The 19,261-nt window shown below is 38.7% G+C and carries 16 protein-coding genes; 7 read left to right on the forward strand and 9 right to left on the reverse strand.

Annotated elements, in window-relative coordinates; genetic code table 11:
* Positions 1-48: 48 nt before the first annotated feature.
* The 3 genes from PSF86_RS09875 to PSF86_RS09885 form a co-directional block, all read right to left on the reverse strand.
* Positions 49-1,563, reverse strand: a complete 1,515-nt coding sequence (locus PSF86_RS09875) for a RagB/SusD family nutrient uptake outer membrane protein (protein WP_277899911.1) — start codon at positions 1,561-1,563, stop codon at positions 49-51.
* Between the two features lie 25 nt (positions 1,564-1,588).
* Complete coding sequence (locus PSF86_RS09880) at positions 1,589-4,975, reverse strand: TonB-dependent receptor (RefSeq protein ID WP_277899912.1); 3,387 nt, start codon at positions 4,973-4,975, stop codon at positions 1,589-1,591.
* Positions 4,976-5,119: 144 nt separating this feature from the next.
* Positions 5,120-6,286, reverse strand: a complete 1,167-nt coding sequence (locus PSF86_RS09885; RefSeq protein WP_277899913.1) for a FecR family protein — start codon at positions 6,284-6,286, stop codon at positions 5,120-5,122.
* 116 nt (positions 6,287-6,402) lie between these two features.
* On the opposite strand from PSF86_RS09885, the gene PSF86_RS09890 reads away from it, so the two are divergent.
* Positions 6,403-7,011: an RNA polymerase sigma factor gene (locus PSF86_RS09890; protein WP_277899914.1), complete on the forward strand. Its 609-nt coding sequence runs from the start codon at positions 6,403-6,405 to the stop codon at positions 7,009-7,011.
* Between the two features lie 34 nt (positions 7,012-7,045).
* Here the strand turns inward: PSF86_RS09890 and pyk are convergent, their stop codons facing one another.
* From pyk to PSF86_RS09915, 5 genes are all read right to left on the reverse strand, one after another.
* Positions 7,046-8,473 carry a pyruvate kinase gene (gene pyk / locus PSF86_RS09895; protein ID WP_277899915.1) on the reverse strand — a complete coding sequence of 476 codons (1,428 nt, stop codon included), beginning with the start codon at positions 8,471-8,473 and terminating at the stop codon, positions 7,046-7,048.
* Positions 8,466-8,942 carry an IPExxxVDY family protein gene (locus PSF86_RS09900; RefSeq protein WP_277899916.1) on the reverse strand — a complete coding sequence of 159 codons (477 nt, stop codon included), beginning with the start codon at positions 8,940-8,942 and terminating at the stop codon, positions 8,466-8,468. The genes pyk and PSF86_RS09900 overlap by 8 nt, the downstream gene beginning before the upstream one ends.
* 104 nt (positions 8,943-9,046) lie before the next feature.
* On the reverse strand, positions 9,047-9,787 hold the full coding sequence (rnc, locus tag PSF86_RS09905) for a ribonuclease III (RefSeq protein WP_277899917.1): 741 nt from the start codon (positions 9,785-9,787) through the stop codon (positions 9,047-9,049).
* 16 nt (positions 9,788-9,803) lie between these two features.
* Positions 9,804-11,054 carry a beta-ketoacyl-ACP synthase II gene (gene fabF / locus PSF86_RS09910; RefSeq protein WP_277899918.1) on the reverse strand — a complete coding sequence of 417 codons (1,251 nt, stop codon included), beginning with the start codon at positions 11,052-11,054 and terminating at the stop codon, positions 9,804-9,806.
* A 100-nt stretch (positions 11,055-11,154) separates the two neighbouring features.
* Positions 11,155-11,388: an acyl carrier protein gene (locus PSF86_RS09915; RefSeq protein ID WP_008989958.1), complete on the reverse strand. Its 234-nt coding sequence runs from the start codon at positions 11,386-11,388 to the stop codon at positions 11,155-11,157.
* 179 nt (positions 11,389-11,567) lie between these two features.
* Here PSF86_RS09915 and purN point away from each other — a divergent pair, with 179 nt between their 5' ends.
* Genes purN through PSF86_RS09940 form a run of 5 tightly spaced genes read left to right on the forward strand, consistent with a single transcriptional unit; the run spans position 11,568 to position 16,135 of the window.
* On the forward strand, positions 11,568-12,131 hold the full coding sequence (gene purN / locus PSF86_RS09920; RefSeq protein WP_277899919.1) for a phosphoribosylglycinamide formyltransferase: 564 nt from the start codon (positions 11,568-11,570) through the stop codon (positions 12,129-12,131).
* Entirely contained in the window at positions 12,124-12,597 is a 474-nt protein-coding gene (gene rnhA, locus PSF86_RS09925; protein ID WP_277899920.1) for a ribonuclease HI, read from the forward strand. The genes purN and rnhA overlap by 8 nt, the downstream gene beginning before the upstream one ends.
* A gap of 37 nt (positions 12,598-12,634) precedes the next feature.
* On the forward strand, positions 12,635-13,234 hold the full coding sequence (locus PSF86_RS09930) for an START domain-containing protein (protein WP_277899921.1): 600 nt from the start codon (positions 12,635-12,637) through the stop codon (positions 13,232-13,234).
* Between the two features lie 26 nt (positions 13,235-13,260).
* Entirely contained in the window at positions 13,261-14,187 is a 927-nt protein-coding gene (locus tag PSF86_RS09935) for a PfkB family carbohydrate kinase (RefSeq protein ID WP_277899922.1), read from the forward strand.
* Between the two features lie 46 nt (positions 14,188-14,233).
* Positions 14,234-16,135 (forward strand): amidophosphoribosyltransferase, encoded by a 1,902-nt coding sequence (locus tag PSF86_RS09940; RefSeq protein WP_277899923.1) that lies wholly within the window; start codon positions 14,234-14,236, stop codon positions 16,133-16,135.
* Between the two features lie 454 nt (positions 16,136-16,589).
* On the opposite strand, the gene PSF86_RS09945 is transcribed toward PSF86_RS09940, so the two are convergent.
* Positions 16,590-18,020, reverse strand: a complete 1,431-nt coding sequence (locus tag PSF86_RS09945; protein ID WP_277899924.1) for a Gfo/Idh/MocA family protein — start codon at positions 18,018-18,020, stop codon at positions 16,590-16,592.
* Between the two features lie 114 nt (positions 18,021-18,134).
* Between PSF86_RS09945 and PSF86_RS09950 the strand changes: the two genes are divergently transcribed.
* Positions 18,135-19,235: a PA0069 family radical SAM protein gene (locus tag PSF86_RS09950; protein WP_277899925.1), complete on the forward strand. Its 1,101-nt coding sequence runs from the start codon at positions 18,135-18,137 to the stop codon at positions 19,233-19,235.
* Positions 19,236-19,261: the final 26 nt, after the last annotated feature.

Below are 19,261 nucleotides of genomic sequence, written 5' to 3' on the forward strand. Positions count from 1 at the left end.
GTAGTATAAAAAAGGGTTGGCACCAATGATACCAACCCTTTTTTGTTGTTACCAATCTGGATTTTGATCAATATTTGGATTTGTATTCATTTCGGATTGTGGAATGGGAAAATATGCATGCTTTGGCAACACCAAAAATTCTTTGCCAACTTTATCGCTATTGTTTATTTCCTGTTCTATTAAGCCCCATCGTTTTAAGTCGTAAAACCTGAGTCCCTCCCGGAAAAATTCAATCATTCTTTGATGCCTTATTTCCTCCATCATTTCTGTTTGGCCTAAAGCAGCTAATGCCGACAGGCTTGCCCTTTCCCTGATCCTGTTTACCAACGGAACAGCTTCAGCAGATCTACCTTGCATTGTCAAAGCTTCAGCATACATCAATAAAACATCGGCAAAACGAAGTGCTTTTTCATTAATTTCAGAAATCCATATGCCTTCATTGTCATCATACCAGTTTTGGTATTTTTTAATTTTGGCACTGTAGCCAAAAGGCGAGGAAAATTCGGCATACGGAATGTTATAAAATGTGGCGCCTGGATAATCCCATATCAATGAAGCGTACATTCTAGGATCAAAATCGCCATCGGTAGTTTTTTCTTCTTGAAATTCCTGAAATATCTTTTCTGTGGGATGCGCTTCAAACCAGCCTCCAACTTCTGTTGGGGCAAATTCCTGAGCGGTAGTTACTCCTTGCGATTCGTTTGCATTTTCGCCTGCCCAAGGGTCGGTTCCTCCAACATTTTGGTTTTGTATTTCAAACAATGATTCTATATTATTGTCATTTCCCGGCAAGAAATTCTCCTGAAAATCTGCAAGCAGATCGTAATTATATGGAGCCTTTGGCATTCCTGTTGGAGTTGTTAGGGTTGAAAACTGCGTAACGGCATCTTCCCATTTCTGCTGATATAAATACACTTTCCCCAAATAGCCAATTGCCGCGCCTTTGGTGGCCCTTCCAACCCATTGTGATGGGTATGTAACCGGTAAATTGGCTGCGGCCTCTTTAAAATCATTTTCAATTTGTACCCATACCTCGCTTTCGGGCGATTGTTGAATAAAATATTCTTCCCGTGTTTGCGGTACCGAAGTAAAAATAGGCACAGCACCATAATTAATCACTAAATGAAAATAATTAAGCGCCCGTAAAAACTTAGCTTCGGCTACAAATTTTTCTTTGTCGGCATCAGAGACTTCTACGGTGCCTATATTGTCTATTATTTGGTTGGCCCTAAATATACCCGTGTAACACCCTGTAAATATTGAGGTCGGCGTACCGGTAGAAGGCGTGTTACTAAAGGTAGAAAGTTCGTATAGTGCTTTAACGTCGTTACGGATAAAAAAGTCGTCTCCCCGGCCATTGGTAAGTTCTACGCCCCTTACGCCCCAATAACCGTTGTCTATATGTCTAAACATTTTATAGGTTGCCGCAAGTCCCGACAAAACATCGTCTTCCGTTTTCCAAAAATTTTCTTGTGTAACCACATTTGGGTTGGTTTGTTCTAATTCATCATCGCAACTTATAAAAGTTGAAATGATTAAAAGTATATATATGTATTTTTTCATCTTTAATAAAGTTTTATCGTTCATCTTAAAAAGAAAATTCAACACCAGTCATAAAAGTTCGCGAAAGCGGATAGGCAACATGGCCAAAATCTACGCCACGGTCTAAAACAGAACCTGTTCTACCCAAATCGGGGTTATACCCTTTGTAATCGGTTATTGTAAAAATATTGTCCAAGCTTATGTATATCCTACATCGGTTGATTTTTGCCGTACTTAAAACATTCTCCGGTAATGTATACCCAAACTGAAGTGTTTTAAACCTAAAATAAGATCCGTCTTCCAGAAAACGATCGGACGTTCTGGAGTTAAGGTTCGGGTCGTTTATTACTGCCCGGGGCATATTGGTATCCGTATTTGTTGAAGTCCATGCGCTTAAAGTAGTTTTGGCATAATTGTATTCCAAGTTCATCCCTTCCAAATCTTGACGTACCCCATTGTAGATTTTATTTCCTTGGGTACCTTGAAAAAACAAATTGAGGTCAAAATTTTTATAGGTAAAGCTTCCGCCAAGACCATAAGAAAAATCGGGTGTCGGGCTTCCTAAAAACTGTCTATCGTCTTCGTCAATTTGTCCATCGTTGTTGTAATCAACAAACCTTATGTCGCCCGGTTGCGCATTGGGTTGGATAAGTTGCCCGTCTTGTGTATGGGCATTAACTTCTTCTTCTGAATTAAATATTCCATCGGTTTTTATAAGATAGAACGACCCCACCGGAAACCCTGCTTGTGTTACCGTGGCAGAAGCGCCATGGTGGGTGGGTTGTCCGCCAAATATTTGCTGGGATCCCGTACCTAGAAAATCCACTTCATTATCTACTGAGGCCAGTGTTCCAGTAATTTCATATGAAAAATCGTTGCCAGAATTTCTGTAGGTAAGCGATGTTTCAAAGCCTTTGTTGGTTATCTGCCCGGCATTTATGTATGGGCTGTTTGAGCTCGCTCCTGTGGAAAGCGGAATGGGCACTTGCAACAGTACATCGGAATTTTCTTTTACAAAATAATCAAAAATGAAATTCAATTTTCTTTCGAAAAAGCTAAGGTCCGTCCCCACATTAAATGTTTTAGAGGTCTCCCATTTAATATCTGGCGTTGCAAAAGCAGTTTGAATAGCTCCGGGCCACAATGTTTGGCCTTGCCCTGTAACATAATTGGCATTGAGGCTTATGGCCGGGCTGTATCGATAATCGTCGAATTCCTGATTTCCCAGCACCCCATAACTCAACCTTAATTTCGCCGTATTTACCGTTTCTTTTATATTTTCAAAAAAAGGCTCGTTCGAAATGTTCCAGGCAAAGGCCAAGGAAGGAAAGTTACCATATTGATTATCCGACCCAAAGCGGGACGAGCCATCACGCCTAATAATTCCCGTAAGGATATATCTATCTGCAAATGAATATGTTAATCGACCCAAATAAGATACCAAGGCGTTTTCCCAAGCGTTGCTTCCGGCAGCTGCATTTACGGTTCCTGCATCCAGTACTTTAACCCCGGGCGGCATTCCGCTTTTTGAACCCGTAAGCCCTCTATATGAAGTGTTTTGATAGGTATAGCCCACTAAGGCATCTATTTTATGTTCACCAAAAGTTTTTTTGTAGTTTAATGTGTTTTCGGTTAGTACATAATCATTTTCATACCTTGTCTCGGTTAAATCGGCATCCAAATTTGTAAACAGGGCACCCACTTCATACGGGTAGGTATATTGGTAATTATACCCTTCTGTACTGGTATAGCCCAAATTCAATTTATATTTAAGTCCTTCTATAATATCGACTTCAGCAAAAGCATTTATAATGGCTTTTTTAACATGGTCTTCGGGTATTCTAAGATTGAGCTGGGCCACTGGGTTTGCAATATCTACAACAGGCCCATAAGCCCCTCCGTAACCTCCTACCGCATCTGGGTTGTACACATCAAAAACGGGAATCATTTTTGGGGCAGACCCAACGGCATTTCCACCTTGACCACCAAGTCCTTCGGGCCGTCGCCAATATTCTTTTGACAGAATTACAGATTCGCCTAATTTAAATCTTCCTTTGGTCAACGTAGACTTTAAACGTAGGTTCCATCGGTTATAACCTGTTTCTTTTACAATTCCTTCTTGGTCGATATAGCCCCCTGAAACGCTGTACGTATAGTTTTCGCCACCACCGCTTGCAGACAAATTATAGTTTTGTATGGGGGCTGTTCTATAAATTTCGTCCTGCCAATTGGTACCTTCCCCCAAAGATTCTGGGTTATTGGCCAAATCCAACCTTGCCAAGCCTGCATTATCGTGCGCGGCGTTACTAACAGTTGCCCATTCTGAAGCATTTAACACTTCTTGTTTGTTTATGATATTTTGAAATCCGTAGTAGGTACTAAAGTCAATTACATTTTCTCCACTCCTTCCAGATTTCGTAGTAATGATAACAACGCCATTTGCGGCCCTAGAACCATAAATTGCAGCAGCTGAAGCATCTTTAAGTATATCCATTGAAGATATATCGGTAGGGTTAAGGTTATTGATGTTGTCTACTTGAACCCCGTCTACAATATACAACGGGTTGTTATTACCCAACGAGCCCGTACCCCTTATTAATATTCTTACTCCAGAACCCGGATTTCCACCTGAAGATTCCACCTGAACCCCCGGCACACGCCCTTGAAGCGCTTTTTCTACAGTTGCGGAACCCTGCGTTACAATATCGTCTGATTTAACAGAAGACATTGCCCCAGTTACTTCTTCCCTGGTTTGTGTACCATAACCAATAACCACCACTTCATCGAGCGCGGCCGCACTTTCTTGAATGGTTATTTTTAGGTTGGCCTGCCCATCAACCGGTACTTCTTTAGTAGTAAAACCAATATACGAAACTACCAATGTGGCATTTTGACCGGATAGGGAAAGGGTAAAATTTCCATCAAAATCGGTTTGGGATCCATTAGAAGTCCCTTTTTCTAAAATATTGGCACCGGGCAAGGGCGTCCCCATTTCATCAAGGACCTGTCCAGAAACTTGAAATTGCTGACTTTCTTTCAGGAAGGCTTCATGATCTATTTTATCCTCTTGTTTCGCTTTTTTTAGCAGTATTTTCCTGTCGAGTATCTCATAGTCTACCGAATAATCCTTAAAAACATTTTCCAGCACCTTGTTTATAGATGCTTTTTTAAGCGCTATTGAAATTTCCCTGTTAAGGTCTACTTCTTCTGTGTTGAATATAAACTTAAACTCGGTTGTGGTCTCAATTTGATCAATAACGGCCCCAACTGTACTATTTTGAAGGTTGAGCGTTATTTTGGTCTTTTGAGAATACGATGTGTTGGCCTGCAATGTAAAGATCATTGCAAAAACAAACAAAATGGATAATTTCATTTTTAAGTCGAGGTTATAACTCCATGGATCGAAAACCCATAGCTTTAATCGTTTTTTCATAATTTTGAATTGTTAGAGTTGATTAATAATTTAATCGCTTAAACTGATCGGGAAATGTGGCAGCATTTCCTGGTCTTTTTTATTTAAGTGATTCTTTTTTAGCTTTGTTAGTTGAAAAATGTGTTTCTTCTTATACTTTCTATTTTAATTGATTACGATTTTGTTTTCTACCACCTGATAATTTATTTCATAGATTTTACTGAAGTAATTGAGCACCTGTTCAATGCTTTCATGGCGGGTTTCTATAATTGCGTTAAAATGCTCGGCCGCCAATTCTTTGTTATTGTTAATGATCACCACATTGTAACTACGCTCTAGGTCCTTTATAATATTATCAAAAGATTCGTCCCTAAAAACAATATTCCCGTTTAACCATGACGTATAAATAGAGGTATCTACTTTTGACTTTGAGATACTTTTATCGGTTTTATTATATGCCCCCATATCTCCGGGTTCCAATATACTCTCCTTCTTTATTTTTTTGCCATTTTCTGTTAACAAGCTCACGGAACCATTTACCAATACTACTTCGGTATGAATGTCTTCGCTATAGTTTTTTATGTTAAACTCGGTTCCATAAACTTTTACGTCCATTCCTTGAGCCCCCACAAAAAACGGCCTATCTTTTTCGTGTACCACATTAAAAAAAGCCTCGCCTTGCAAATACACCCTTCGCTGGTCTTTTTTTACAAAGCCTACAGGGTACATTAAAGAACTGCCCGAATTTAACCGCACATGGGTGCCATCGGCCAAAAAAAGATCGAACTTCTTTCCATAAGGCACCATTAATTTATTATACACCAATGCGCTGTTTTTTTCGGTCGATTTGTTGTAGTGCAATTTTTCTCCATCGCTTTGGGCTATGGTATTCCCCTTTTTGTCTTGAATATTGCTTTTTTTAGAAATAGTTTGTACCGATCCATTCCCCAATTGAAGGGTCACTTGTTCTTCCCTCGGAACGATTTTAGTATTATTCGGGACTTCATGTATTGTTTCAACGTAGTACCGATAAGTAAAAAAAGTCCCGAACAAAATCAATAAAATGGCCGCATATTTTACTCCAGATTGCAATATCTTAAGCCTATCTTTTCTCTTTTCCTTTTTTATATTTAACAGGAATTGCTTTTTTGCTTTTTCGGTATTAGGTTTGTTCATAGTTATCGAAATTGCAAAATGAGTTTCCACATATTCCTTGAAAAGCCTATAATTTTCAGCTGCACCTATCCAATTATTGAGCATGTCCAGTTCTGCCGAGGTTGCGGAATTGGTTAGGAATTTAACTATAAGCTGTTCTATTTCCGGAGAAATCATTTTACATATTTATTAGTATTACAAGACCAAATTATAATACCCTTACTTTTTTCGTGTTTTTTTTAACGATTTCGCTTTTATTAACATAAATTTGAATGCAATCAAATAATAAGTGTATGTTTCACAATAATTATGATGTGTTTATAAACGGACTAAAAAAAGGAGATGAAAAAGCATATGAATATTTGGTAGATATTTATTATCAAAAATTATATGCTTATGCAATTAGTTTGATTAATGACAAAGATATAGCCGAAGACATTGTTCAGAACGTATTGATTAAAACATGGCAGTTTAGAAAAAACCTCAATGCCAAATACTCCATTCAGGGGTTTCTCTATAAATCGGTTTACAATGAATTTATAAACACCTATCAAAAGAGCAAGGCAACCACTTTGTTGCATTACAAATATTTAGAAAGTCTGGAAGAAATAACCACACAGGCCGATGAAAATAAAATCGAGTATTTTTTTAGTATTGTTTCCAAAGAAATTGAAAAACTCCCTCCAAAGTGCCAACGCATTTTTATGTTGAGCAAAAAAGAAGGACTTACCAATAACGAAATAGCCGAACATTTAAGTATTTCCACAAAAACAGTTGAAGCCCAGATAAGCAAGGCCTATAATTTGCTTAGGGAAAAATTGGCCAAACAGTATGAGGCTATTCTCCTTTTTTGTCTTTTAAACAATAGAGCAACAATAAAAAAGCCGTTTCTAAATAAATAGAAACGGCTTTTTTGGCTTGTTTAAAGCTGTTATTTTATATTTCCGTAACACGCAAAGTGTTCACCATACCTTTGTCTTGTATTGGCATGGCAGCAAGGCTTATCATCATATCACCTTTATCCAAGAACCCCTTGTTTGTTGCTATTTTGTTTACGTCCTCAATGGTTTGATCTGTACTTACAAACTTATCATAATAAAAAGCTTTTACACCCCATAGCAAACTTAACTGAGTTAAAATTCTTTTATTGGATGTAAATACCAAAATATGTGCCTTTGGACGCCAAGCAGAAATTTGAAATGCTGTATAGCCACTATTGGTCAATGTTGAAATAACCTTTGCGTTAATCTCGTTTGCCATGGAAGCAGCATGAAAACATACCGACTTGGTAATATATCTTTTGGTTTTTATATGAGGTGGTTCCTGAGGAACTTTAATAAGATGAGAATGTTCCACACTTTCAATGATGCTTGCCATTTTTTCGATTACCTGAACCGGATAGGCCCCAACCGAAGTTTCTCCAGAAAGCATTACGGCATCTGCCCCGTCCATCACCGAGTTTGCCACATCATTTACCTCAGCACGTGTTGGCGTTAAGCTCGATATCATGGTTTCCATCATTTGCGTGGCAATAATTACTGGAATACGTGCTTTTTTAGCGCGTAATACAAGTTGTTTTTGCACCAATGGAACTTCCTGTGCCGGGATTTCAACACCCAAATCGCCACGGGCAACCATTAAACCATCGCAATGGGCCACGATTTTATCTATGTTTTCCACCGCTTCTGGCTTTTCTATTTTGGCTACAATTGGAATTTTCTGGTCTGTATGCTCGCTTATTAATTTTTGCAAATCCATTAAGTCCTCGCTATGGCGAACAAACGAAAGTGCAATCCAATCTACATCTTGCTTAATGGCAAAAATGGCATCTTTTATATCTTTTTTGGTAAGTGCGGGAAGCGAAATATCCGTATTGGGCAGATTTACCCCTTTTTTAGATTTCAATGGCCCTCCTTGCACTACTTTTGCTTTTACCGCTTCTTTTTTATCGGTTGAAACAACTTCAAACATCAACTTACCGTCATCCAGCAAAATGTGTTCTCCGGGTTTTACATCTCTTGGAAACTCTTTATAATTCATGTAAACCCTTTCGGCATTTCCCTCAAAAGCTTCTCCGGTCACAAAAGTAATTTCATCGCCTTTGCTTACAATAACATCTTCTTTCATTACCCCAACACGAAGTTTGGGCCCTTGTAGATCGGCCAGGATGGCTGTGTTGTAATTATATTCTTTGTTTAAAGATCGTATCATATCGATTCGTTCTTTTACATCGTCGTAATTGGCATGCGAAAAATTAATTCTGAACACATTTACCCCTGCCTCTATCATGTCTTTTAAAACCTCCTTAGTGCTTGTGGCAGGACCAAGCGTTGCTACAATTTTTGTCTTTTTTCTATTAGGCATTCGTTAGAAAAATTAAGTTATTTTTAGATTTTAGTTGTTGTGCTTCTATTTTATATGCGGTTATTACACCGGGTATTTTTTTTAGCTTTAACAGTACCTGTATTTCGTTTTTATACCTTCCTTCTTCATCTATTTTTAAAAAATAGTCTACTTTACTGTATTCGGGTATTAAAAAGGCTCTTTGCATTTCGTTCTTTTCGGCAAACAGGCTTAATCCGGGCTTTTCCAATTGTACGGCTGTTTTGTTTTTTACCAAACTCCACTGCACGTCGTTTTCTTCGTCGTACCATTTAAATGCTGGCACTTTTGCATTCTTTGTTATGGTTACATCTTCATCCAACCTTGTTAATTTTATATTCAATCCTGAATTTAAAAAGTATGCTAACCTGTAATCATCTAAAGAGCCGTGAATAGCGATTAAGGTATACGAGTGTTCATAAACGTCATCTAATAATTTATAGATTGCCATACATAAGTTTACACGGAAATGTAAATATATAATTATAAGCGTGACTTAGCAACTTTTAAGTCTTTGATTGCAATGATTTTAATACGAAAACGATGTAGTTTTGCTTATAGAAACTCATCTATTTTATCCTGCAGGGCATAATAAGCCCTTTTGGACGCGCTTTCTTCGGCTTTTTTCTTGGAAGTGGCGCGGGCTTTGGAAATTAACTTTTTATTAATGTACAGTTTTACTGCAAAATGCTTTAGATCGTCGTTTCCATCATCTTCATAGGTATCAAATAAAAATTCCTTCTTTTCTTTTTGGCACCATTCAATTATTAAGCTTTTATAGCTAATAATCTTCCCTTCAAGGCTTTCTATGTCCACATAAGGTTTGATTACCCGTTTATGGATAAAGCGTTCGCAATAATGAAAGCCCCTGTCCAAAAAAATGGCACCCACCAGTGCTTCGAACACATTTCCGTGGATATTATCGCCAAAATGTTCGCTGGGTATCTTGCTTTTTACAAATTTTATGAGGTTAAGGTCTTTTCCCAGTTCGTTTAGATGCTCCCGGCTTACAATTTTAGAGCGCATTTTGGTAAGGTACCCTTCGTCTCCGGTAGGTACTTCGTTAAAAAGGTAATGCGAGATAATGGAGCCCAACATGGTATCTCCCAAAAATTCCAAGCGTTCGTAGTTTACGGGAATGCCTTTTTGGTCTTTAATATTAACAGACCTATGGGTGAAAGCCTTTCTATAGAGCTCGATATTTTTAGGTTTAAAGCCTAGTATTTTATAGATTTCTAAAAAAAAATCCCCGTCATCTTGTGACCGGGAATTTAATATTTTTCGAATGATCTTCATTCAATAGGTTTGATATCTAATCTAGCTTTTTAAATACTACACAAGCATTATGTCCTCCAAAACCAAAGGTATTACTCATTGCCACTTTAACATCTCGCTTTTGAGCTTTGTTTAGTGTTAAGTTAAGCTTAGGGTCTATATTTTCATCAACTGTAGAGTGGTTGATGGTCGGTGGTACAACACCCTTTTCTATGGCCAATATCGATGCAATAGCTTCTATTGCCCCAGCAGCACCCAATAAGTGCCCCGTCATCGACTTGGTAGAGTTAATGTTTATATTGTACGCGTTCTCCCCAAACACTTTACCGATGGCTTTAAGTTCGGCAACATCCCCTAAGGGAGTTGATGTTCCATGTGTATTAATTGCATCTACATCCGCTGATTTTAATCCGGCGTTTTCCAGGCAATTTTCCATTACTGCCACAACACCAATACCTTCCGGATGAGGCGCAGTCATGTGGTATGCGTCGGATGATAACCCGCCGCCCACGATTTCTGCATAAATTTTGGCTCCCCGTGCAATGGCGTGCTCATATTCTTCGAGCACCAATGCACCAGAGCCTTCCCCAAGTACAAAACCGTCCCTGTTGGCATCAAATGGCCTAGACGCTGTTTTGGGGTCGTCGTTTCTTGTGCTCATGGCATGCATTGCATTAAACCCTCCCATTCCGGCCGCTGTAACAGCAGCTTCAGAACCACCGGTAACAACCACGTCGGTTGCGCCCAGTCGAATTGAGTTTAGTGCATCAAAAATGGCATTTGCCGATGAAGCACAGGCTGATACCGTTGTATAGTTTGGCCCCATAAATCCATTTTTAATGGAAATAAGGCCAGGGGCTATATCGGCTATCATTTTAGGGATAAAGAAAGGGTTGAACCTTGGGCTTCCGTCTCCAAGGGCAAAGTTGGTTACTTCTTCTTGAAAAGTTTCCAGACCGCCAATTCCGGCCCCCCAAATAACCCCTACCCGGTATTTGTTTACTTTATCGATGTCGATCCCGGAATCTTTTAATGCCTCATCGGCCGTAACCATGGCATATTGGGCAAAACGGTCCATCCGGCGCGCTTCTTTCCTGTCGATAAAGTCTGTAGGATCAAAGTTTTTAACTTCACAGGCGAATTGCGTTTTAAATTTGGACGCATCAAAATGGGTTACCGGAGCAGCTCCACTAACACCATTCACAAGACCGTTCCAATATTCGTCTACAGTATTCCCTATGGGTGTTAATGCTCCTAATCCTGTTACTACAACTCGCTTTAATTTCATCTGAATATTTTTTATTCTGATAAATAATAATCTACCAAAAAAATTTATTCACGCAATATAGCATGAATAAATTTTTTGGTCTATTTTTTTATAAAAACGTTTACTTTGCTTCTTCGATATACTTAACTGCTTGACCAACAGTAGCAATGTTTTCAGCTTGATCATCTGGAATTTGAATATCGAATTCTTTTTCGAATTCCATAATTAATTCCACAGTGTCTAATGAGTCTGCGCCTAAATCGTTAGTGAAGCTTGCTTCTGGCACTACCTCGTTTTCATCTACACCTAATTTATCTACGATAATCGCTTTTACTCTTGATGCAATGTCTGACATAATTTTTTTGTTTTAAAATTTAATTGTTGGCAAAAATAAAAAACTTTACTTTAAAAAAACGTTTTGAGGCTAAAATGTGCTTTTAAAGTTAATAATTTTTAATTCAACTATTTAATTTTTGCCTTCACTTTCTTGATTATTATTCTTTTTTTTGCCTAGAAATTAATTAATTACACCTCATGAAGCATATCATTATATTGGCCTCAGGCTCAGGAACCAATGCAGAAAATATAATAAAATATTTTGAAAATTCTCAAACCGCATCGGTTAGAATGGTGCTTTCCAATAAAAAAGAGGCAAAAGTTTTGGACCGTGCCAATAGTTACGGAAAAAGTGCAATTTCTTTTAACAAAACCGCTTTTACGAACGGAGATGTGCTTGATCTTTTAAAAAATTTAAATCCGGACCTTATTGTTTTGGCCGGGTTTTTATGGAAGGTCCCTTCTGAAATAATTACCGCATTTCCAGATAAAATCATTAATATACATCCTGCCCTGTTGCCAAATTATGGAGGCAAAGGAATGTACGGGCTAAAGGTCCACCAAGCTATTATTACCAATAAAGAAGTAGAAACGGGGATTACCATACATTATGTAAACGAGAATTATGACGAAGGAAACATTATTTTTCAGGCGAAAACCAAGGTAACGGCTCAAGACACTGCCGAGTCGGTGGCACAAAAGGTACATCAACTGGAATACAAACATTTTCCCGAAATCATAGAAAAACTTTTGAATGGATAAATACGACGTACATATATATACAGACGGGGCCTCTAAAGGAAATCCCGGCCCGGGAGGTTATGGCATTGTTATGGAATGGGTAGGGAAACCTTATAAAAAAGAGTTTGCCAAAGGCTTTAGAAAAACCACTAACAACCGTATGGAACTTATGGCCGTGATTGAAGCACTTAAAAAACTTAAAAAAACGCAACTTCTGGTAAAGGTTTTTTCCGACTCTAAATATGTGGTGGACGCCGTTGAAAAGGGCTGGGTTTTTGGATGGGAAAAAAAAGGGTTTAAAGACAAGAAAAACCCGGACCTGTGGAAAGGCTTTTTAAAGCAATACCGAAAACAAAGAGTCTCCTTTCAATGGATAAAAGGGCATAATAACCACCCGCAAAATGAACGCTGCGATTTTTTGGCCGTACAGGCCGCCCAAGAAAAAAGACTGGCCATCGATACAGAATTTGAAAATAATTCGTTATAAATTACTATTTTCACAATATATCAAAAAATCACCCCCCATGAAATTCTTGATTTTATTTTGTGTTTATTTAACCACTACCGCTCCATCGCACTCTCAAGAATGGAACCTAAAACGCAATACCAACAACATTAAGGTGTACACCCGGGAACTGGACTCTACCAAGTTTAATGAATACAAGGCTGTGCTTATTGCAAGAACATCCATAAAAAAGGCCCTGGAAACAATTGTGGATGCCGATAATTTAAAAAAATGGAACTATAAGACCCCGCAAAGCAAACTTGTAAAAAAGATTTCTGATAGCGAATTTGTTTTTTGGATGGAAAACGACCTTCCCTGGCCCATAAGCAACCGGGACCATGTTTCATCCATAAATGTTTCCCAACCAGAGGCCAATACATATAAAATAGTCATTAAACCAGCCGATAGCAATTATGTGGAAAAAGAAAAGAACATTATAAGAATGGATAATTTTGAAGGTTATTGGCTCATTAAAGAAATAGGGAAAGATTCTGTGGAGATTACACAGCAAATGTACGGAGACCCAAAAGGAACCATTCCGTCATGGCTTGTAAATTCAATTCTTGTTACATTTCCTTACCATTCTTTTGAAAATCTGAAAGAAATACTGGAAAACTAAGCTTATATTTGCACAAAAATTATTGCATGGGGAAATTACTAATTGTAGGAAGCGTTGCTTTTGATGCTATTGAAACTCCTTTTGGTAAAACTGATAAAATTTTAGGGGGCGCCGCTCCTTTTATAGGGTTAGCTGCTTCTCAGTTTAATGTAGAGAGCGCCATTGTTTCTGTAGTAGGCGACGATTTTCCTAAAGAATACCTCGACCTTTTTTCGAAAAAAGGCATCGACATTAATGCCATAGAGGTTGTTAAAGGCGGAAAAACCTTCTTCTGGAAGGGAAAATACCATAACGACCTAAATTCCAGAGATACCTTAGAAACGCAACTTAATGTCCTGGCAAACTTCAACCCAATAGTTCCGGACAATTATAAAGATGCCGAAGTATTAATGTTAGGAAACCTAAATCCGTCCGTCCAACTAAGTGTTATTGAACAAATGGAAACAAAGCCAAAGCTCATTGTTTTGGACACCATGAATTTTTGGATGGACAATACCCTGGACGAGCTAATGCAGGTAATCGCCAAAGTAGATGTAATCACCATAAACGATGAAGAAGCAAGGCAATTATCCGGCGAATATTCTTTGGTAAAAGCCGCCGAAAAAATACAAGCAATGGGACCAAAGTACATTGTTATTAAAAAAGGGGAGCACGGCGCTCTATTGTTCCACAAAGGGAGTATATTTTTTGCCCCTGCACTTCCCCTGGAAGAAGTATTCGATCCGACCGGTGCCGGTGATACCTTTGCAGGCGGTTTTTCTGGATACATCGCCAAAACAGAAGACTATTCGTTTGCCAATATGAAAACAGCCGTTATCCATGGATCGAACCTTGCATCATTTTGTGTGGAAAAATTTGGAACCAAAAGGCTACAGGAATTACAGCACGATGCTGTTTACAAAAGGTTGGAACAGTTTAAGAGTTTAACGCAATTTGATATAAAACTTACGTAAATAACCACTGCCCTGAATAATTTCGGGGTTTTTTATTAGAATAATAATGAGTGACGCTATTAAACACGAATGTGGAATTGCCCTAGTAAGGCTATTAAAACCATTGGAATACTACAAAGAAAAATACGGGAGTGCATTTTATGGCATCAATAAAATGTACCTCATGATGGAAAAGCAGCACAACAGGGGGCAAGACGGTGCAGGTTTTGCCAGCATAAAGTTAAATATGCAAGCCGGGGAACGCTACATGAGCAGGGTACGCTCCAATCAAGCCCAGCCCATTCAAGACATCTTTAACCAAATAAATGGGCGTATTAACGAAGAATTAAAAGAGTACCCCGAATACAACGACAGCATCGAATTGCAAAAACGGAATATTCCGTATATCGGGGAGCTTATGCTGGGGCATGTGCGCTATGGTACTTTTGGCAAAAATAGTATTGAAAGCGTCCATCCGTTTTTAAGGCAAAACAATTGGATGCACAGAAACTTAATTGTTGCCGGAAATTTCAACATGACCAATGTAAACGAGCTTTTCTCCAATCTTATCCGTTTGGGCCAGCATCCAAAAGAAAAAGCCGATACCATTACCGTAATGGAAAAAATAGGACATTTTTTAGATGATGCCGTTTCCAAGCTATACAAGCAAATAAAAAAGGAAGGATATACCAAAATGGAGGCTTCTCCAATTATTGCAGAAAGGCTTAACGTTGCCAAAATATTAAGGAAGGCCGCAAAAAATTTCGATGGTGGTTACGCTATGGCCGGACTTTTAGGACATGGGGATGCTTTTGTGCTTCGGGATCCAGCGGGAATACGCCCTACTTACTATTACCAAGATGATGAAGTGGTTGTGGTTGCTTCAGAAAGACCTGTAATTCAAACCGTTTTTAATGTCGATATTGAAAACGTACATGAACTGGACCCCGGAAAGGCCCTTATCATAAAAAAAGACGGTTCCGTAAAAGCAAAAAAAATATTAGAGCCTCTTGAGCGTAAAGCCTGTTCTTTTGAGCGTATTTATTTTTCCCGCGGAAGCGATGCAGAAATATATCAGGAAAGAAAGAACTTGGGAAGACTATTATTGCCTAAAATACTCAAGACCATTGATGATGATATAGAGAATACTGTTTTCTCATACATCCCAAATACGGCCGAAACTTCCTTTTACGGAATGGTAAAACAGGCCCAGGACTTTTTAAACGATAAAAAAGAGCAGGAAATATTGCAGGAAGGGGCATCGCTTACAAGTGAACGCCTTCATGAAATCCTGTCCAAAAGGCCACGAATCGAAAAAGTGGCCATAAAAGACGCCAAGCTCCGCACGTTTATTACCGAAGACAGTAGCCGTGACGATTTGGTAACACATGTTTACGACATTACATACGGATCGGTAAAACCAACAGACAACCTTGTTATTATTGATGACAGTATTGTAAGGGGGACCACTTTAAAGAAAAGCATTCTCCGCATTCTCGACAGGTTGCACCCAAAAACAATTATTGTAGTTTCATCTGCTCCGCAAATACGTTACCCCGATTGCTATGGAATTGATATGGCCCGCATGGAAGACCTTATTGCTTTTAAAGCGGCACTGGCCCTACATGAAGACAGGGGGACAAAAGAAGAAATAGTAGAGGCTATTTACAAAAATTGCAAGGATCAAGCTGATTTACCCGATGCTGAAGTAAAAAATGCAGTTCAAGAATTCTATGAACCATTTAGCGACGAAGAAATCTCTGAGAAAATTTCCGAACTTTTATGCCCCGAAGGTATTAATGCAAAAGTAAAAATAATATATCAAACGGTTGACAATTTACACAAGGCATGCCCCAAAAACCTTGGCGATTGGTATTTTACGGGCAATTACCCAACAGCTGGAGGCAACCGGGTAGTGAACAGAGCCTTTATGAATTTTTACGAAGGGGTTACTGGAAGAGCTTATTAAAAAGCGAATATACGTTTTATCGGTAAAATATGCATTTTAACTGATTATTAACTTATAAATAACTTTCAAATATTATCTTTGACAATACCATAGCATAAGTAGGTTAAGTTCATGGTAAGATTTGGGGCAAAAAAGGTGGATTTATTTCCACCTTTTTTATTTTATACCAATCCTCAATTAGAATCAAAATTTCCTTCGATTTAAAATTTAAAACAGCATCTTTCACTTTAACTAAAAAACGTGCATTACAACCAATTGATTTTGTCGTAAATGCACCTCAACATATATTCGCATCACCATAGCATAAGTAGGTTAAGTTCATGGTAAGATTTGGGGCAAAAAGGGCGGATTAATTCCGCCCTTTTTATTTTTAAGCTTTTTTTCTTCAATTGTACCCAAACAAAAACGGCTGCAATTACAGCCGCTTTTTCAAACATTATTTTACAATATGTCCCTATGAACTCAATTCCCAACCTTTTCTGTATGAGCCATTGATCCATTCGTTCGCTTTTTCGTAATTGGTAACCCGCATGTTTTTTCCGTCCCACATAATTTTCTTTCTTCCGGGATAATCATATGGATCCCAGTCTCCTATTTTCTTGCCTGGCTTCAATACTTTGTACTGAAAAGCTTTTATTGCCAAATTGCCCATAAGTACCGTTTCGGTTAAAGGTCCGGCATAGGAGAATGGAGAAGAGGTTTCAATACCTTTTAAGCATCCGTCAACAAAATTATTGTAGTGCCCCGAAATGGCTCCGTCAATCCTTTTCAATCTTTTTTCGGTAGGGAAATCGCCTACTTTATCTTTATAAGCATTTAAAATTCTAGGGTTTTCAGAGTATGCATCGGTAATTAAAATTCCTTTTTCACCATAAAAAATGGAGCCTCCCCCGGGATCTCCAATGGTTTCTCCTTCTTGTAGCCCATCTGGAATGTCGGGCATTATGCCGCCATCGTACCAGCTAAGGGCAATATCTCCATGATTTTCTGTATTGAATTTTAAACGGACAATTGAAGAAGGCGGACAGGCTTCGCTATAGTCGGCTTCTACAAAATCTCCAGACCATACTGTTGTACAGCTTGCTTCTGCTTCGGTAGGATAATTTAATTTTAATACCCTAAAAGGTGTCTCCATGATATGACATCCCATATCTCCAAGTGCTCCTGTTCCGAAATCCCACCATCCCCTCCATTTAAATGGCAGATAAGCGGGGTTGTATGGCCTAAATGCGGCAGGGCCCAACCATTGGTCCCAGTCTAACGTACCGGGCACTGGCACTCCCTCTGGCCTTCCTTTGGTTCCCTGTGGCCAAACCGGTCTATTTGTCCAGCAATCTACTTTTATTACTTTCCCTATGACACCGGCTTCAATCCATTCTTGAGTAGTCCGGGCACCATCCGAAGAGCTTCCTTGGTTCCCCATCTGGGTAACAATACTGTTCTCTTGGGCAACTTTGGCCATTAATCGTGCTTCAGCAATATTGTGCGTTAGCGGTTTTTCAACATAAGCATGTTTTTTGGCTTTCATAAACGGGAGTGCAATGGTAGCATGGTTATGATCGGGTGTCGCCACCATAAAAGCATCTATTTCGTTTAAGTGCTTATCATAAACTTCTCTAAAATCCTTGTATTTTTTTGCTTTTGGATGTGCTTTAAAGGTGTCTTTTGCACGCACTTCGTCCACATCGCACAGGGTAACAAATTTAACTTTTTTAGTGTTTCCCAATTCCTTGATCACTTGGCCACCTCTTCCTCCAACTCCAAATCCGGCCATATATAAAGTGTCGCTTGGAGGGACATGAACACCGCCCATAACATGCGAAGGCACAATATAAAGTGCACTTCCCGCAGCGGCTGCGTTCTTAATAAAGTTTCTACGTTTCATTTTGACAAATCGTTAATATTTTTAAAAGGTTAATGTTTATTTCGCAAAAAAGTTACGCATTTTTTTTGAAGAAATTCTTTTTGATGAAATGGAATTATTCCATAATTTTGGATTATGTCCGATAATCTAAAAAATAGCAAAGGAAGGGGCGCACAAATAAATGTCCGTAATAAATTTCTGGAACTCTCCCATGAAATGAGGGAAGACTTTCTTGAATATTGCCGGCTCGAAGGAGAAATTGCCGACAAAAACAAAACCAGTTACCTAGAAGTCTTTCCCAAAACTATTGTGAACAAAGTAACCAGCCCCGATGTTGGCATGGGGTATTCCATGAATCCTTATCAAGGGTGCGAACATGGTTGCATTTATTGTTATGCGCGAAATTCTCATGAATATTGGGGCTATAGTGCCGGATTGGACTTTGAAAGAAAAATACTTGTTAAAAAAAATGCCCCCCAATTATTGGAAAAGAAACTTTTAAGCAGAAATTGGCAGGCAAAAACTATTGTAATGGCAGGAAACACCGATTGTTACCAACCGGCAGAACAAAAATTCAGGATTACCAGAAAATGCCTTGAGGTATTTTTAAAATACAAGCATCCTGTTGCCATTATTACAAAAAACGCCTTTATTTTGCGCGACCTGGACATTATAAAAGAACTTACTTCTCAAGGATTAATTGCCGTAAACGTTTCTATTACTTCCTTAAGCGAAGACACACGCCGGGTGTTGGAGCCACGTACGGCAAGCATAAAAAAACGCTTGGAAACCGTAAAGACATTATCTGATAATATGGTGCCTGTAAATGTGATGATGGCCCCCATAATCCCTTCAATTAATAGTCATGAAATCCTTCCGTTAGCAAAAACCGTTAGGAAACACGGAGCCATATCCATTGGGTTTACCGTGGTAAGGCTCAATGGTGCCATTGGTGAAATTTTTACCGATTGGATACACAAAACATTGCCCGATAAAGCCGAAAAGGTACTACACCAAATTGCCGAATGTCATGGCGGCACATTAAACGACAGTAGGTACGGCGTAAGAAAAACAGGTGAAGGAAAGATAGCAGAGCAAATCCATGCACTTATAAAAATAGCACGACAGCAATATTTTAGCGATATCCAAATGCCACAATTAAACAAAAGCCTATTTAATATGCAACGGGAGCTCTTTAAAAATTCCCCTCCAGGGCAAATGAATCTATTTGAGTGATGAAACACTTTAAACTAGGTTGAAAG

The sequence above is a fragment of the Galbibacter pacificus genome (assembly GCF_029603165.1).
Lineage (GTDB): Bacteria > Bacteroidota > Bacteroidia > Flavobacteriales > Flavobacteriaceae > Galbibacter > Galbibacter pacificus.

What these genes read in the sequence shown, in the direction of transcription:
- PSF86_RS09875 (WP_277899911.1), bottom strand. Translation starts at nt 1,563, where the DNA reads ATGAAAAAATACATATATATACTTTTAATCATTTCAACTTTTATAAGT.
- PSF86_RS09880 (WP_277899912.1), bottom strand. Translation starts at nt 4,975, where the DNA reads ATGAAAAAACGATTAAAGCTATGGGTTTTCGATCCATGGAGTTATAAC.
- PSF86_RS09885 (WP_277899913.1), bottom strand. Translation starts at nt 6,286, where the DNA reads ATGATTTCTCCGGAAATAGAACAGCTTATAGTTAAATTCCTAACCAAT.
- PSF86_RS09890 (WP_277899914.1), top strand. Translation starts at nt 6,403, where the DNA reads ATGTTTCACAATAATTATGATGTGTTTATAAACGGACTAAAAAAAGGA.
- pyk (WP_277899915.1), bottom strand. Translation starts at nt 8,473, where the DNA reads ATGCCTAATAGAAAAAAGACAAAAATTGTAGCAACGCTTGGTCCTGCC.
- PSF86_RS09900 (WP_277899916.1), bottom strand. Translation starts at nt 8,942, where the DNA reads ATGGCAATCTATAAATTATTAGATGACGTTTATGAACACTCGTATACC.
- rnc (WP_277899917.1), bottom strand. Translation starts at nt 9,787, where the DNA reads ATGAAGATCATTCGAAAAATATTAAATTCCCGGTCACAAGATGACGGG.
- fabF (WP_277899918.1), bottom strand. Translation starts at nt 11,054, where the DNA reads ATGAAATTAAAGCGAGTTGTAGTAACAGGATTAGGAGCATTAACACCC.
- PSF86_RS09915 (WP_008989958.1), bottom strand. Translation starts at nt 11,388, where the DNA reads ATGTCAGACATTGCATCAAGAGTAAAAGCGATTATCGTAGATAAATTA.
- purN (WP_277899919.1), top strand. Translation starts at nt 11,568, where the DNA reads ATGAAGCATATCATTATATTGGCCTCAGGCTCAGGAACCAATGCAGAA.
- rnhA (WP_277899920.1), top strand. Translation starts at nt 12,124, where the DNA reads ATGGATAAATACGACGTACATATATATACAGACGGGGCCTCTAAAGGA.
- PSF86_RS09930 (WP_277899921.1), top strand. Translation starts at nt 12,635, where the DNA reads ATGAAATTCTTGATTTTATTTTGTGTTTATTTAACCACTACCGCTCCA.
- PSF86_RS09935 (WP_277899922.1), top strand. Translation starts at nt 13,261, where the DNA reads ATGGGGAAATTACTAATTGTAGGAAGCGTTGCTTTTGATGCTATTGAA.
- PSF86_RS09940 (WP_277899923.1), top strand. Translation starts at nt 14,234, where the DNA reads ATGAGTGACGCTATTAAACACGAATGTGGAATTGCCCTAGTAAGGCTA.
- PSF86_RS09945 (WP_277899924.1), bottom strand. Translation starts at nt 18,020, where the DNA reads ATGAAACGTAGAAACTTTATTAAGAACGCAGCCGCTGCGGGAAGTGCA.
- PSF86_RS09950 (WP_277899925.1), top strand. Translation starts at nt 18,135, where the DNA reads ATGTCCGATAATCTAAAAAATAGCAAAGGAAGGGGCGCACAAATAAAT.